The organism is Streptococcus merionis DSM 19192 (genome assembly GCF_000380085.1).
Lineage (GTDB): Bacteria > Bacillota > Bacilli > Lactobacillales > Streptococcaceae > Streptococcus > Streptococcus merionis.
Map to the genome: position 1 here is coordinate 75,828 of NZ_KB904561.1, position 14,310 is coordinate 90,137.

The following is a 14,310-nucleotide window of genomic DNA, read 5'->3' on the forward strand; positions in this document are numbered from 1 at the left end:
CTGACCATACAGACTCTAGCAATGCTAGTCCAAAAAATTCCTTTACCAGTAATTAAGCCTCTCTACTTTTCCCGTGTTAAGGCTTCGGCAGCAATCATTTTTTTCTTAATAACTTCGGTTAAAAGCACTATCATTGTGGTCGCACCTTATTTTAGAGACAGGTCTGAACTCAAGGCCCTCACTTTTGATTGCTATTCGCAGCGGTCTGCAGACATGAGGGTAAGATGAGGAAACAGCGCTTCCTCAAACAGTCACCAAAACGAGTTAATGATGTTGCTTCCTTTTGGTTTTCAAAGAGCGGCCTTGCCTGTAAAGTAAGCCACAGCACTTGCAAAGAGCTTTTGATCCTTGAGCCCTGGAATATTTTGGAAAAGCCCCTCTTCGTAGCGTTCAGAGTGCCCCATCTTACCGATAATTTGACCGTTTTTGCTAGTAATTCCTTCGATAGCATAGAGAGAACCGTTTGGATTGTAGCGGCTATCCATGCTTGGTTGGCCCTCAAAATCTACATACTGGCTAAAAATTTGACCATTATCACGAAGTTCTGCAAATTCTTCAGCAGTCACCACGAATTTCCCTTCTCCGTGAGAAACTGGAATCGTATGAACATCACCAACTGCAAGGTCTGCTAGCCAAGGTGAGTTCGTATTGGCAATACGGGTTTCCACCATCTTAGCCACGTGTTGATTAGCATCATTGTAAAAGAGGGTCGGACTATTCTCAGTGTTGGATTCAAAGTTCCCGTAAGGCAAGAGACCTGATTTTACCAGAGCTTGGAAACCGTTGCAGATACCGATGATGAGCCCTCCTTTTTCGATAAATTGGTCAATGGCAGCGCGGACTTTCTGGTTGAGCAAGATATTGACGATAAACTTGGCAGAGCCATCTGGCTCGTCTGCTGCAGAAAAACCACCTGCAAAAAAGAGAATCTGAGCATTAGCGATGTTGTCAACCATCGTGTCAACCGAATCTGCAATAGCCTGCTCGTTCAAGGTCACAAATGGCACAATCTTAGTTTTTGCACCAGCTGCTTCAAAGGCCTTAGCAGAGTCGTATTCGGAATTGGTTCCTGGAAAGGCTGGAATGTAAACCAGTGGCTGCTCAACTTTTTCCTTAGCCTGTTGCACCACTTCTTTAGTCACTTCTGGCACCTCTTCCAAAAGCGTTTCCTGCACAAAAGTCGTTGGGTAAACCTCTTCCAACTTGCCTTCAAAAGCAGCGAGCAGGTCCTTCCCAGCTAAGAGTTGGTCATTGACCACCAAATCAAAGGCAGTTGTTGTTTGGCCGATTTTTACTGCGCCAGCGATTTCCTCAGGACTAGTAAAGACAAAACCTGCCAACTGACCAGTCATGGCCTTATCTAGATTTTCAAGCTCAACCTGAGCACCGATTTGGTTCCCAAAACTCATCAAGGCTAAGGTTTCTAATAAACCACCGTATTTAATAGCTGCACTGGCTGTGATTTTATGCTGTTTTTGTAGCTTGGTCAAAGTTTCAAAGTTAGCCTTAGCTGTCGCAAAATCAATCTCCTGACCAAGTTCAATCCCTGGCAGGTAGTAGATAAAGTCACCTGCTGTCTTGAATTCTGGCGATTGAACGCGAGAGACTTCTGAAGTTGTTACTCCAAATGCCACTAGAGTTGGCGGGACAGTCAACTCTTCAAAGGTGCCAGACATAGAATCCTTACCGCCGATGGCTGGCAAACCCAGTTGCAATTGAGCCTCAATGGATCCAAGCAGAGCTGCTACAGGTTGGCCGAAGCGCTCGGCTTGCTTGTCCATCCGCTCAAAATATTCCTGATAAGAAAAACGAGCCCTGTCCCAGTTGCTGCCTGTTGCTACCAAACGGCTGGTAGCTTCTAGCACAGCGTAAGCTGCCCCGTGGTAAGGAGACCACTCTGCTAGATACGGTTGATACCCCTGAGCCATGACTGAGACCGTCTTAGTCTTGCCGTGCCGAACTGGCAATTTCTGCACAGAACTTTCCGCTGGTGTTATCTGATAACGACCACCTAGCGGGTGATTGACAGTCGAGCGACCAACAGATGAATCAAAAATCGTCTGCAAACCTTTTTGGCTGGCATGATTGAGGTCGGACAGGATTTTCTCCAAGTCAACCTGTAAACTTTCCTTATTAGTCTGGCGTTGGAAAGGCAGAGCAAGTCCACTATCGATCACCTTAGCATCAACTTCCACGCGCACACCATTGGTATCTAAGAAGCTGCGCTCCAAGTCTACGATGGTTTGCCCCTTCCAGGTCATGACCAGATTTGGTTTTTCAGTTATCTCCGCCACGACAACGGCTAGAAGATTCTCCTTAGCAGCTTCAGCTATGAAACGGTCCACATCTTTTTGGTCAACAACGACAGCCATGCGTTCCTGACTTTCCGAGATGGCAATTTCTGTGCCATTAAGACCTTGATACTTGAGCGGTACCTTGTCCAGATCGATAATGAGACCGTCAGCTAACTCACCGATAGCCACACAGACACCGCCTGCACCGAAGTCATTTGACTTCTTGATGAGGGTTGTCACCTCAGGATTGCGGAAAAGGCGTTGAATCTTACGCTCTTCAATAGCATTTCCTTTTTGCACCTCAGCACCAGCCGTCTCCACAGACTCAGCAGTCTGCACCTTAGAAGACCCTGTCGCTCCACCAATACCATCACGACCCGTCTTGCCTCCTAAAAGAATGACCACATCACCTGCTTTTGGCTTTTCCCTTTTGACATTGTTCTTGGGTGCAGCACCGACAACAGCTCCTAACTCCATGCGCTTTGCGACAAAGCCTGGGTGGAAATATTCCTTGACATAAGTTGTCGCAAGACCAATTTGGTTGCCATAAGAAGAGTAGCCATGAGCTGCTGTTTTGGAAATGACCTGCTGCGGTAATTTCCCTGAACGAGTATCAGCCAAGGCTTGGGTAATATCTCCCGCCCCTGAAATGCGCATGGCTTGGTAAACGTAAGAACGACCAGACAAGGGATCCCGAATCGCACCACCGATACAGGTAGCAGCCCCACCAAAAGGCTCAATCTCAGTTGGGTGATTGTGTGTTTCATTCTTAAACATGAGAAGCCAAGGCTCCTTGACACCGTCCACATCCACTTCGATCTCAACCGAACACGCATTGATCTCATCAGACACTTCCATGTCATCCAAGTCACCCTTGGCACGAGCATAGCGACCGAAAATTGTCGCCATGTCCATCAGGGTCTGCGGCTTATCTTCACGACCAAGCTCCTGACGCATAGCCAAATATTTATCATAAGTAGCCTGCAACTGCTCTTCAAATTGTGACGCTGAAAAATCAATAGCCTTAAGTTCTGTTTCAAAAGTCGTGTGGCGGCAATGATCTGACCAGTAAGTATCTAAAACCTTGAGTTCAGTTTCTGTAGGCACACGTCCAATACTCTTAAAGTAGGCTTGAATATGAAGCAAGTCTGCTACTTCCATAGCTAAGCCTTGTTCCGCCTTGTATGTCGCAAAATCTTCTGCCGTGTGAGTCGCAAAAAAGTCTAAGCTTGGAATGTCATCAGAAGAAGCTTGAAAACTTTCAGAGGTCAAGCCAGTGGATAAGTCCTTAAACCGTGAATCTACAGGGTTAAGCAGATAGTTTTTGATCGCTTCCAGTTCAGCCAAATCCATATCTTGATTAACCAAATAGAGTTGTGCTGCCTTGACCCGCACCTTTTGATCAGCCCCAAGAAGGAAAAGCGCCTCCTGAGCACTAGCTGCACGCTGGTCAAACTGTCCCGGTAAGGCTTCAATAGCAAAGGCTAGATGGTTAGTTAGGTTCTCATCTGTCTCCTCGGCAGACCAAATCACATCTGTCACCTGCTCAGAAAAGACATGATTTACAGCTTGTTCAAAGAGTTTTTCCTCCAAACCAAAAACATCGTATACTTGGACTAAACGCAAGTCAGTCAAGCTCTTGACTTGTAGAAGAGTTTTCAACTCCTCTAGTAAACTCTCCGCCTTGATCTGAAAACTAGCTTTCTTTTCTACAAAAATACGTTTATTCATTTTCCTCTAATCCCTGCAATTTTTCCAAAACTACTTGATAGACATCTGTAATAGAACCCAAATTACGACGAAAGACATCCTTATCCATGTGGTTGCCATCTGTATCCCAAAGGCGACAGGTATCGGGTGACACCTCATCTGCCAAGATAATTTCCCCCGCTTGATTGCGACCAAATTCCAGCTTAAAATCAATCAAGGTCAGACCGATTCTGGCAAATAAATCCTGAAGGATGATATTAATCTGACGAGCCTGAGCCTTCAAAAAAGCCAACTCCTCAGCGCTAGCAACCTTCAAAAATAGCGCGTGTTCGTCATTGATAAAAGGATCATCCAAATCGTCATTTTTATAGTAAAATTCAACAATCGGTTTAGAAAGCTTAACCCCCTCTTCTAGTCCGAATCGTTTGGCAAATGAACCTGCCACCACATTTCGCAAGACGACTTCTAAAGGAATAATAGCCAGCTTAACATTACTTTGTTCGGTTTCTGACAATTGCTTGATAAAGTGAGTTTTGATACCAGCCTTATTCAACTGTCTAAAGATAAGAGAGGAAATTTGATTATTCAGCTTCCCCTTTCCAAGAACTTCTTCTTTGCGCGCTCCATTTAACATAGTCGCCTGATCCTTATACTGAGCAACAATCACATTCTCGTCTTCTGTGCTATATAAGTCCTTTGCTTTTCCCGAATAAATCTTTTGATTTGGCATTACTTTGTTCGCCTTTCTTTATTTGAAACCAATTTTAGCACAGTTATTTGTATAATTCAAGGAAAATCCTGAATTTTAGACGATAAGCAAAAACAAACATTCGTATTCCGAACGTTTGTTTTTCGCATGTTTAACTTTCAAGTCAGACTTATCTTTCTAATACAGAACAAAAGTCAATGCAATTTGATTGCTTTCAGTTCAATCTCACTCTCATCACCTAGCAAGAACAGTGATTTTTATGAAATATTCGCTTCAATATAGTCCACTACAGAGCCCAAGTTGCTAAACTGGTCAACAGCATCATCACTGATTTCAATACCAAAGGCGTCTTCTAAGCTAATGATAAATTCCATCAACTGTACTGAGTCGGCAAAACCATCTTGGACAGAAGACTCTTCTGTTAACACAACACCTTCTTCTAAGTACTCAGCCGCAATAGCGACAACTTTTTCAAAAATAGCTTGTCTCGTCATCTCTTACTCCTCCTCTTTTGAAAATTCTTGAACAGACTGACCTACCACGTCGGTATCCAACATTGTACGAATTTGGCGAATTGTGCTGACAATACTCTTGGCGTCACTTGAACCATGTGCCTTAACAACGGGAGCCTTAAGACCAAAGAGAACCGCGCCGCCAGCATCAGAGTAGTCTAGCGTTTTTTTAAGATGCTTCAGACTCGGTTTGAGCAAGAGAGCCCCCAACTTAGCACGCAGGCCGCCAGCATTGATAGCTGTTTTTAATTGCCCCATGATGGACAAAGCTGTGCCTTCGATTGTTTTTAGTACCGCATTTCCCGTAAAGCCATCAGCAACGATAACATCGGCTACGCTGTTCAAAAGCTCACGCGCCTCAATATTACCAATAAAGTTGATAGACGAATCAGTAGCCAAAAGTTGATAAGTTTCCTTACGTAGAGGATCTCCCTTGCTCTCTTCAGTACCGTTATTGAGAAGGCCAACACGAGGATACTCAATTCCACGAACATTTTTAGCATAGAAAGCACCAAGAATAGCATACTGATGAAGGTGCTTAGCAGTGCTCTCCGCATTTGCACCCAAATCCAACATATCAAAGCCATGGCCATCACGAGTAGGCAAGGTTGACAGTAACCCCGGACGATCAATCCCCTTAATCCGTCCAACCACAAAAAGACCTGCCGCTAAAAGGGCCCCTGTATTGCCTGCTGATAGAATCGCATCCGCCTCTCCTTCCTTAACTGCCTTCGCTGCTAAAACCATAGAGGCTTGCTTTTTTTTGCGGATCGCTTTAGCCGGCTCATCATCTGAATTAATTTTCTCATCCGTATGGACGACACGTACGCGTTCAGTCGCTGTTAAGTGCTGCCGAATCTTGGTCTCATCCCCATAGAGAATGATTTCAATATCACTAAAGTCAGCTAAGGCTTGATTGACTCCCTCGACGATGGCCTTAGGGGCATAATCTCCACCCATAGCATCAACGGCAATTCTCTTCATAGTATTTTCCTCCAATACTTGCAATACCTTATTTTATCATATTTTTCCACATTTTTATTTTAACAACTGACCCCAATCAGCCATGTCATCAATAAATTTTTTGGCTTTCAGATGAATACCAACATATTCTTCATAGAGCTGATCTAAAAATTGGCGAATCTTAGCCTTCATATCAGGCTTGACAGAAATTGTCGTCAATTCCTCAAAACTCACCGCCTGAAAACGGTTGAGCAGATAAATGACATTGGGATCAACCTGAGCACGATTGAAGTCTTGAGCTTGATGTTCTGGACAGAGACAGCCCATATATTTGTAGGAAAAGTCTAACGGTACGGCAAGCCTGTGGCAGACCACACATTCTGCAAAATTCAAGCTGACTCCAAATCGACTGAGGACTTGCACCTCAAAAATATTAGTCAAAATCTCCTCGTCTAGACCATCATCCATCAATTCCAAAGTTTTAGATAGGAAAGCAAAAAGACTCGGGTCTGGTATATTATCCTGAATAGCTGCATCTGCTAAAGCAACTAAATAGGTCGCATAAGCGAGTTTGAAAATATCCTGATTAATCTGAGTAAAACTTCGACTATCGCGGTAATCCTCGATAAATCCAAGCCCCTCCTGTCCTAACTTTAAAATAAAATCCGACTGCGTCAACGGTTGAATGACAGGGGTCAGCTTAGAATCCCTAGCATTTTTGACAAAAAACATTCGTTTTCCTGTCTGCTCCGTGAAAATCTTGACCAGCATGTCGCTTTCCCGATAAGGCTGATTGTAGAGGACTAACCCTCTAGTCTCAACGCGATTCATCTGATTCCATGAAGCGCGCCAAACGTTTCATGGCCTCCTCAATCTTTTCCATGCTGGCTGCGTAGGAAATCCGAATGTAGCCTTCGCCGTATTGCCCAAAAGCCGCTCCTGGAATAAGGGCGACCGCTTCCTTGCGGGCGAATTTTTGTAGAAAATCAAAGGAATTTTGATTATAGCCAGCAGGGATTTTGGCAAAGATGTAAAAAGCCCCATCTGGCCTAATAATGTCAAATCCCAGTGCAGCCATCTTTTCCATGATAAAATCACGGCGTGCAACGTAAGCCTTTCGCATCGGTAACGCATCGTTTTTACCGTGTTTGAGGGCTTCCAATGCCCCGTACTGAGCCATAGTTGTCGCAGCTGTCACTAAGTACTGATGACTCTTAATCAGTTGAGCTGTCAGTACAGCAGGTGCAAAAATTAAGCCAATCCGCCATCCAGTCATCGCATGGCTTTTAGAAAGACCAGTCACCAAAATGGTCTGCTCAGGAAGGTATTCTGCAATGGAAACATGTGGTTCTCCAGTATAGGTCAGCTCTGCATAAACTTCATCTGAGATAACAAAAATCTCATATCTTTTCAATACCTCTGCAAAAGCCTGAATCTGCTCACGAGAATAAGTTACTCCAGTCGGATTAGCCGGGTAGTTAAGAATAACCGCCTTAAGCCTATCACCCTGAGCAATGATGGCTTCCTCAAGCATTTCTGGGGTTAACACAAAGTTGTTGGCTGTTGTATCAATCTCCACCACAGAGCCTCCCACCATATCCACAATCGGTTCATAACCTGGATAGGCAGGCGCAGGTAAAAGAACCGTGTCACCATCTTCAATAATCGCTATTAAACTCGCTGATAAGGCCTCGGTCGCCCCAATTGTCACCAAAACGTCACTGTCAGGATTATAGTTGAGATTATACTTTTCTTGAACAAAGTCCGACGCCGCCTGACGTAACTCCAGCAGCCCACTCATACCTGTATAGTAGGACTTATCAGCATCAATAGCAGCTTTCGCAGCTTCCTTGACATGCTCTGGAGTTGTAAAATCAGGCTCACCCAAGGTCAACTTCAAAATTCCTGGAATATCCGAAATTGACTGGTCAAACTGACGAATCATCGACACCTGAATCTTATCCAAGTTCTTATTAAAACGCTGGGTCAAATCCATACCAACACCTCACAATCTATAATACCTATTATACCCTAAGTTGAAATCATTTGGGGAATTTTTCAAACACTCACTATACTTGATTGAATCCAAAACAAATGGATAAAAAGCCAGCGATATAGAACAATCACCGACGAATCGATTATCGTAATTTCCAAGACCCCCTCCAAATTCATCCCGTTTGATGGTGAGAAAAGTTCTCCAATTGGAAATCATTATCAAATAACCATGATCCCGATATTTTCCTTATGGTTCTTGATTATTCTGGTCAACGGAGGCTCAAAATGGTTTATTACGAAGACAGGGACTTACAAAGTCGGTGGACTTCATTAGATTTTCTCAAAAGGTTGGGAGTAAGACTTGTTGGCTATGATAGCTTCGCCTCGCCCACAAAATTGAAGATGCGTATAAAAAGTCATGATTTCATTGAAATCGACTTCATCGTTCCACCCCTGCAAAGATCATTAGGTGCTTTAGCGCCAATGAACCACTGCTGGCTGGGGTAAAATGGCGATTTATCAGCATTTTACAAACCAGACAACTACTGCAACAAATTGATCAAACTATCAAAGAAACGAGACTGAGCCTTTTCTCTCAAGCTCGAAAAACTCTGTTCCTAACAAATCTTTAAACCATCACAGATCTTACCAAGTTTTTCTGAGCCATATCAAAATGTCTAGCTTAATTGGCAAATTCGGGGGGTATCAAAAGGATATTATATCGAAAATATATAGTAACGAGCTGCTGTTTACAGTCCTCCGTTGCAAACAATGGTTTTTCCATACGCATACCAATGCCGTATTTGATAGAGACTAAAACTGACAATACGGTATTTTTCTGCTATAATAGTCCTAAAATTCTAACAATGGAGCCTATATGAAAGTTGTCAAATTTGGTGGAAGCTCACTGGCCTCAGCTACACAATTGGAAAAAGTCTTAAATATCGTCAAATCCGATCTCGAACGAAAATTCATCATTGTTTCAGCACCAGGAAAACGAAATAGCAAGGATACAAAAGTTACAGATGCACTGATAAAGTACTATAAACACTATATATCTGAAAAAGATGTCACAGAAGACCAAAAATGGATTATCCAACGCTATCAAGATATTGCAAATGACTTGCACTTGGATAACCGTGTGATGGAAAAAATTCAAAAAGCAGTCTTAAGTTTGGCAACACTCCCTATTACGGACAATAGCTTTCTATACGATACTTTCCTAGCAGCTGGCGAGGACAATAATGCAAAATTAATCGCTCAGTATTTCAATCAAAATGGCATTAACGCCCTTTACATGCACCCCAAAAAAGCAGGAATCAAAGTAACCAGTGATCCAGGCAACGCCCAAATCATTCCATCAAGCTATGATCGCCTCGAAAAACTTTCTGATTTAGAAGAAGTTATTGTTATTCCAGGTTTCTTCGGCGTCACTCAGGATGGGCAAATTTGCACTTTTTCACGGGGTGGCTCGGATATCACTGGCTCAATCGTTGCCGCAGGGGTCAAGGCCGATCTTTATGAAAATTTCACAGATGTCGATGGTATTTTCGCAGCACATCCTGGTATTATTGACAACCCAAACTCTATCACTGAACTCACTTATCGCGAAATGCGTGAATTAGCTTATGCTGGCTTTACAGTACTTCATGACGAAGCCCTCATTCCAGCCTATCGCGGTCACATTCCACTCGTCATTAAAAATACCAATAATCCATCTCATCCAGGAACTCGAATTGTCCTGAATCATAGTAAAGAACAACAACCTGTTGTAGGTATATCTGCTGATGATGGCTTTACAAGTATTAACCTTTCAAAATACCTCATGAACCGTGAAATTGGTTTTGGGCGAAAAGTTCTACAGATTTTAGAGGACTTAAACATCAGTTTTGAGCACATGCCAACAGGTATTGATGATATGTCAATTATTATCAGAGATCGAGAACTCACACCCATTAAAGAAGAAGAAATCTTGCGCCAACTGACCCATAAAATAGAAGTTGATAAAGCAGAAATTGAACGAAATCTATCCATCCTTATGGTTGTTGGCGAAAATATGATGAGCCACATTGGTGTCACAGCAAAAGCTGCTAGCGCTCTCTCAGAAAACAATATCAATATTGAAATGATCTCTCAAGGCTCAAGTGAGGTTTCTATTCTCTTTGTCATCAGAACTGAACAAAAAAACGATGCCATTAAAGCACTATACAATGCTTTCTTTCAATAAGTAAACTTTAGACGAATGAAAAAACTATTGTGGGATATGATGAAAATATTTTCATCATATCCCACAATCTTCCTAAGGGTAAAAAAGTAGCTCACTTCTCAACGCACCAGAAGTTGGTAGCGTCCAACTAAGTGAACACTCGCTTTTACAATAGACTTGTTCGGAAACTCATTTTTAAAATAGTTTACCAAATATTCTGTTAGATCTTCAACTACACACTTTTGAAAATTTCGTAACCGCCCCATAACCAGGTATCTTCTTTGATTCACGATCCTCCTGTATACTCTTAGTATCAACTAAAACAGGAGGCCAATATCATGTCACAACCAATTGTTCCTTTGAAACTTCTCCAATCTCGCAGTTTTCCCAAGAAGAGTAGAAATGAAATGATGGTGAAGATACGTGTGGGAAAGCTGGAGTTAAGCTTGTTCCGCTCATGCCCTCAAGAGATGATAGAAACGATTTTGGATAAGGTGCTGAACAATGACCATTCGACTAAGTGACTTAGGGCAAGTTTATCTTGTCTGTGGGAAAACCGATATGCGTCAGGGCATTGATTCCCTAGCCTATCTTGTTAAATCCCAACATGAGTTAGATCCTTTTTCAGGGGCTGTTTATCTCTTCTGCGGTGGTCAACGTGATCGGTTCAAAGCGCTTTACTGGGACGGTCAAGGCTTCTGGTTACTTTATAAACGCTTTGAAAACGGTAAACTAGCTTGGCCAAGAAATAGTGATGAGGTCGAAGCCTTGACAGCTGAACAGGTGGACTGGCTTATGAAGGGCTTTTCCATCACTCCAAAAATAAATTCCACAAAAAGTCGTGATTTCTATTGAAATCATGGCTTTTCTTTAGGTATAATGTAGAAAACAGTATGAGAGGGAAATCATGTCATCATTAGAAAAAATCATTGAAACAATGTCTAATGAGCTTGCCCTCCTTCGTGAACAAGTAGCGTATTTAACCCAAAAGCTCTATGGAAAATCTTCTGAAAAGCATCCTCAGATGGACGGTCAAAGGAGCTTATTTGGTGAGGAAACATTGCCAGAAGAAGACGCTAACTTACCCAGTTGAAACGGAAGAAATCACCTACAAACGCAAGAAGAAAAAGGGCGTTCGCCAGGCTATTCTCAGTCAATTTGAACCTGAGGAAGTCCATCATGAGTTAACTGGTGCTGCCTGTACTTGCCCAGATTGCCATGGTGAGCTGAAGGAGATTGGAGCTTGTATTCAGAGAAATATATCACTTATCTTCTAGAAAAACTTCCAAACGAGGAAACTCTCGCAAAAAAGGAAGTGCTAGAGGTCTATTTACCATGGTCTAAACACATACAGAAAAACTGTAAATGAGAAGTTCCAAAGTCAAGCAAGACTTTGGAACTTTTCAATATACCTCGTTATTGGACGCTTACAAAATTTCTATAAAAATAGTACAACATACTTTTTTAAACGGAGCGAGACGGGCTGAAAGCCACATAATCATAAAAAAACGCTGAAATGGCACTGCACCCGATTAATGAGACAAAAGAAAAACACTCCAGGAATTCTAGTAAAATAGAAATCAGGAGTGTTTTATTATGGTCAAAAAAGCTTATCCCCTAGAAACAAAATTAGCTTGTATTGAAATGAAAAAAGCAGGTCAGTCAACTAAGAACATTATGGCAACCTTAGGAATCACAAATAAAAGTCAAGTTTATACTTGGTGGAAATGGTATCAAGATAATGAACTTTATCGCTTTTATCAGCCAGTTGGAAAACAGTATACTTACGGCAAAGGATTGGAAGAATTATCTGAACTAGATCAACTGAAATTGCAGGTAAAACTGCTAAAAAAGTATCGTCGCTTGAGGAGAAACTCGACAAAGTAGCTCTCGTCAAGCTCGTTCATGCCTATAAACAGGATTATCCTATTCAAGTGATACTGGATTGTTTCAGTGTCCCTAAATCTACTTACTATCGCTGGGTAAAGAGTCTAGAAAAGACAGACACTAGGCCTGATGTTATCACAGATAAGATAGAAGAACTCTGTCTGAACTATCAGTTCATCTATGGTTATCGTACCATTACTCGCTTATTACGCAGAGAGCACGGACTTCTTGTAAATGCCAAGAAAGTGTACCGCATCATGAAAGAGAACGGTTGGTTATGTCGTACAAAACCTAAGAAATCCCCAAATCTCGGCAAGCCTTACTATGTGACTGATAATAAACTGGATAGAGACTTTCAATCAGAAAAACCACTTCATAAGCTGGTAACGGATATTACCTACTTATATTTTGGGAACTGTAAACTCTACCTTTCCTCTATCATGGATTTATACAATCGGGAGATTGTCGCCTATTCCATCTCGGATGTTCAAGATACAAATTTTGTGTTAGATACACTGAATCAACTAGAACTCCCTAAAGGAGCTATTCTGCACAGTGATCAAGGCTCTGTCTACACTTCGAAAGTCTATTATCAATCTTGCATGGAAAAAGGCATCACCCGCTCTATGTCCCGAAAAGGGACGCCTGCGGATAATGCCTGCATTGAATGGTTTCATTCCGTCCTAAAGTCTGAAACCTTTTATCTCCATAACTGGAGAAATCTCAACAAAGATAGTATAACAGATATTGTCAAAAGTTACATCACATTTTATAATGAAACTAGGCTCTATAATTTCTGTAGTGGGTAAATCCCCAATCAGAGATTATGGAGTCTTTTTATGTATGAAAAAGTCCCATATGATCTATAATGAAAAGCGCAAACAACTCATTAGAAAGAATCATATGGAACTCCTTAATAATACCACAGATCTCATCGGATTGGAAGACCCAAATATCAAAATCACTTTTGTCTTAAAGCACAACACACACATCGAGATTAAGGCTAAGCTGGACTATACACCTGGTTTGTGTCCCCGTTGTCAGGGGCAGATGGCCAAATATGACTTCCAAAAAGCATCAAAAATCCCTCTGTTAGACATTCAGGGAATGCCTACGCTGCTCAGACTCAAGAAACGTCGCTTTCGCTGTAGAGACTGTGGGAAAATGGCGGTCTCTGAAACACCACTCGTAGAAAAGAACTGCCAAATTTCTCTCCCTGTCCGAAAAAAGATTGCCCAACGTCTCATTGAGAATACGCCAATGAAAGACATCGCCAGAGACCTCTCTGTCTCAACCTCAACTGTCATTCGCAAACTCAAGGAATTCTCCTTCAAGCCTGATTTTTCTTCCCTGCCTGAGGTACTATCTTGGGATGAATTTAGTTTTAAGAAAGGCAGAATGAGCTTCGTAGCACAGGATTATCACACCAGACAGCTCATCACAATTCTTGACGGTAGGACACAAGCAACCATCCGAAACCACTTCCTGCGATACCCTAGAAATATTCGTGCTAACGTCAAATGGATCGCCATGGACATGTTTGCGCCTTACTCTGACCTAGCCAGAAAACTATTTCCTAATGCGCAGATCGTTCTGGACCGCTTCCACATCGTGTAGCACCTCAGCCGCGCCATGAACAGAACACGCATTTTAATCATGAATGAGATGGACCGTAAGCAGCTACCTTACAAGGCCATCAAGCGTTACTGGAAACTGATTCAACAGGATAGCCGGAAGCTCAACCACAAGCGGTTTTACAGACCAATCTTTCGTGCTCACTTGACCAATCAGGAAATCATTGAGAAACTCCTGAGTTACTCCGATGAACTGAAGGAGTACTACAACCTTTACCAACTCTTGCTTTTCCATTTCCAGAAGAAACGCTCTGACCTCTTCTTTGACCTCATTAACGAGACCCTTGAGACCGTCAATCCCATATTCCAGTCAGTTTTCAAGACATTTATAAAAGTGAAAACTAAGATAATCAATGCCTTTGAACAGCCTTATTCCAACGCCAAACTGGAAGCCACCAAC

At 42.3% G+C, this 14,310-nt stretch carries 13 protein-coding genes and 1 pseudogene; 8 read left to right on the top strand and 6 right to left on the bottom strand.

The annotated features are described in order from the left end of the window. Window positions 1–290: 290 nt before the first annotated feature. The 6 genes from A3I5_RS0111275 to A3I5_RS0111300 form a co-directional block, all read right to left on the bottom strand. Window positions 291–4,025: a phosphoribosylformylglycinamidine synthase gene (locus A3I5_RS0111275; RefSeq protein WP_018374718.1), complete on the bottom strand. Its 3,735-nt coding sequence runs from the start codon at window positions 4,023–4,025 to the stop codon at window positions 291–293. Beyond that, window positions 4,018–4,734, bottom strand: a complete 717-nt coding sequence (purC, locus tag A3I5_RS0111280; protein ID WP_018374719.1) for a phosphoribosylaminoimidazolesuccinocarboxamide synthase — start codon at window positions 4,732–4,734, stop codon at window positions 4,018–4,020. The genes A3I5_RS0111275 and purC overlap by 8 nt, the downstream gene beginning before the upstream one ends. A 236-nt stretch (window positions 4,735–4,970) precedes the next feature. Beyond that, a complete protein-coding gene (locus A3I5_RS0111285) occupies window positions 4,971–5,207 on the bottom strand; it encodes a phosphopantetheine-binding protein (protein ID WP_018374720.1) in 237 nt (78 codons plus the stop codon). Between the two features lie 3 nt (window positions 5,208–5,210). Then, window positions 5,211–6,209 (bottom strand): phosphate acyltransferase PlsX, encoded by a 999-nt coding sequence (gene plsX / locus A3I5_RS0111290; RefSeq protein WP_018374721.1) that lies wholly within the window; start codon window positions 6,207–6,209, stop codon window positions 5,211–5,213. Between the two features lie 54 nt (window positions 6,210–6,263). Continuing rightward, a complete protein-coding gene (recO, locus tag A3I5_RS0111295; RefSeq protein ID WP_018374722.1) occupies window positions 6,264–7,019 on the bottom strand; it encodes a DNA repair protein RecO in 756 nt (251 codons plus the stop codon). Further along, window positions 7,006–8,184, bottom strand: coding sequence for a pyridoxal phosphate-dependent aminotransferase (locus A3I5_RS0111300; RefSeq protein ID WP_018374723.1), 1,179 nt, complete (start codon window positions 8,182–8,184; stop codon window positions 7,006–7,008). Before A3I5_RS0111300 ends, recO begins: the two co-directional genes overlap by 14 nt. 284 nt (window positions 8,185–8,468) lie before the next feature. Here A3I5_RS0111300 and A3I5_RS0111305 point away from each other — a divergent pair, with 284 nt between their 5' ends. From A3I5_RS0111305 to A3I5_RS12495, 8 genes and pseudogenes are all read left to right on the top strand, one after another. Next, a complete protein-coding gene (locus tag A3I5_RS0111305) occupies window positions 8,469–8,690 on the top strand; it encodes a hypothetical protein (RefSeq protein ID WP_018374724.1) in 222 nt (73 codons plus the stop codon). A 370-nt stretch (window positions 8,691–9,060) separates the two neighbouring features. Beyond that, window positions 9,061–10,410 carry an aspartate kinase gene (locus tag A3I5_RS0111310; protein ID WP_018374725.1) on the top strand — a complete coding sequence of 450 codons (1,350 nt, stop codon included), beginning with the start codon at window positions 9,061–9,063 and terminating at the stop codon, window positions 10,408–10,410. A 317-nt stretch (window positions 10,411–10,727) separates the two neighbouring features. Then, window positions 10,728–10,913, top strand: a complete 186-nt coding sequence (locus A3I5_RS0111320) for a hypothetical protein (RefSeq protein WP_018374727.1) — start codon at window positions 10,728–10,730, stop codon at window positions 10,911–10,913. After that, window positions 10,894–11,244, top strand: coding sequence for an IS66 family insertion sequence element accessory protein TnpB (gene tnpB, locus A3I5_RS0111325; RefSeq protein ID WP_018374728.1), 351 nt, complete (start codon window positions 10,894–10,896; stop codon window positions 11,242–11,244). The genes A3I5_RS0111320 and tnpB overlap by 20 nt, the downstream gene beginning before the upstream one ends. 52 nt (window positions 11,245–11,296) lie before the next feature. Beyond that, window positions 11,297–11,482 (top strand): IS66 family transposase, encoded by a 186-nt coding sequence (locus A3I5_RS0111330; RefSeq protein ID WP_018374729.1) that lies wholly within the window; start codon window positions 11,297–11,299, stop codon window positions 11,480–11,482. Then, entirely contained in the window at window positions 11,439–11,666 is a 228-nt protein-coding gene (locus tag A3I5_RS12485) for a hypothetical protein (RefSeq protein ID WP_269456788.1), read from the top strand. The genes A3I5_RS0111330 and A3I5_RS12485 overlap by 44 nt, the downstream gene beginning before the upstream one ends. A 316-nt stretch (window positions 11,667–11,982) precedes the next feature. Next, window positions 11,983–13,085, top strand: a protein-coding gene (locus A3I5_RS12490) for an IS3 family transposase (protein WP_408640780.1) whose coding sequence is annotated in 2 segments (ribosomal slippage) — window positions 11,983–12,235 and window positions 12,235–13,085 — 1,104 coding nt in all. Because the reading frame shifts where the segments join, the coding sequence is not laid out codon by codon here. A 94-nt stretch (window positions 13,086–13,179) separates the two neighbouring features. Beyond that, window positions 13,180–14,310, top strand: a pseudogene (locus A3I5_RS12495) (ISL3 family transposase); the annotation flags it as partial.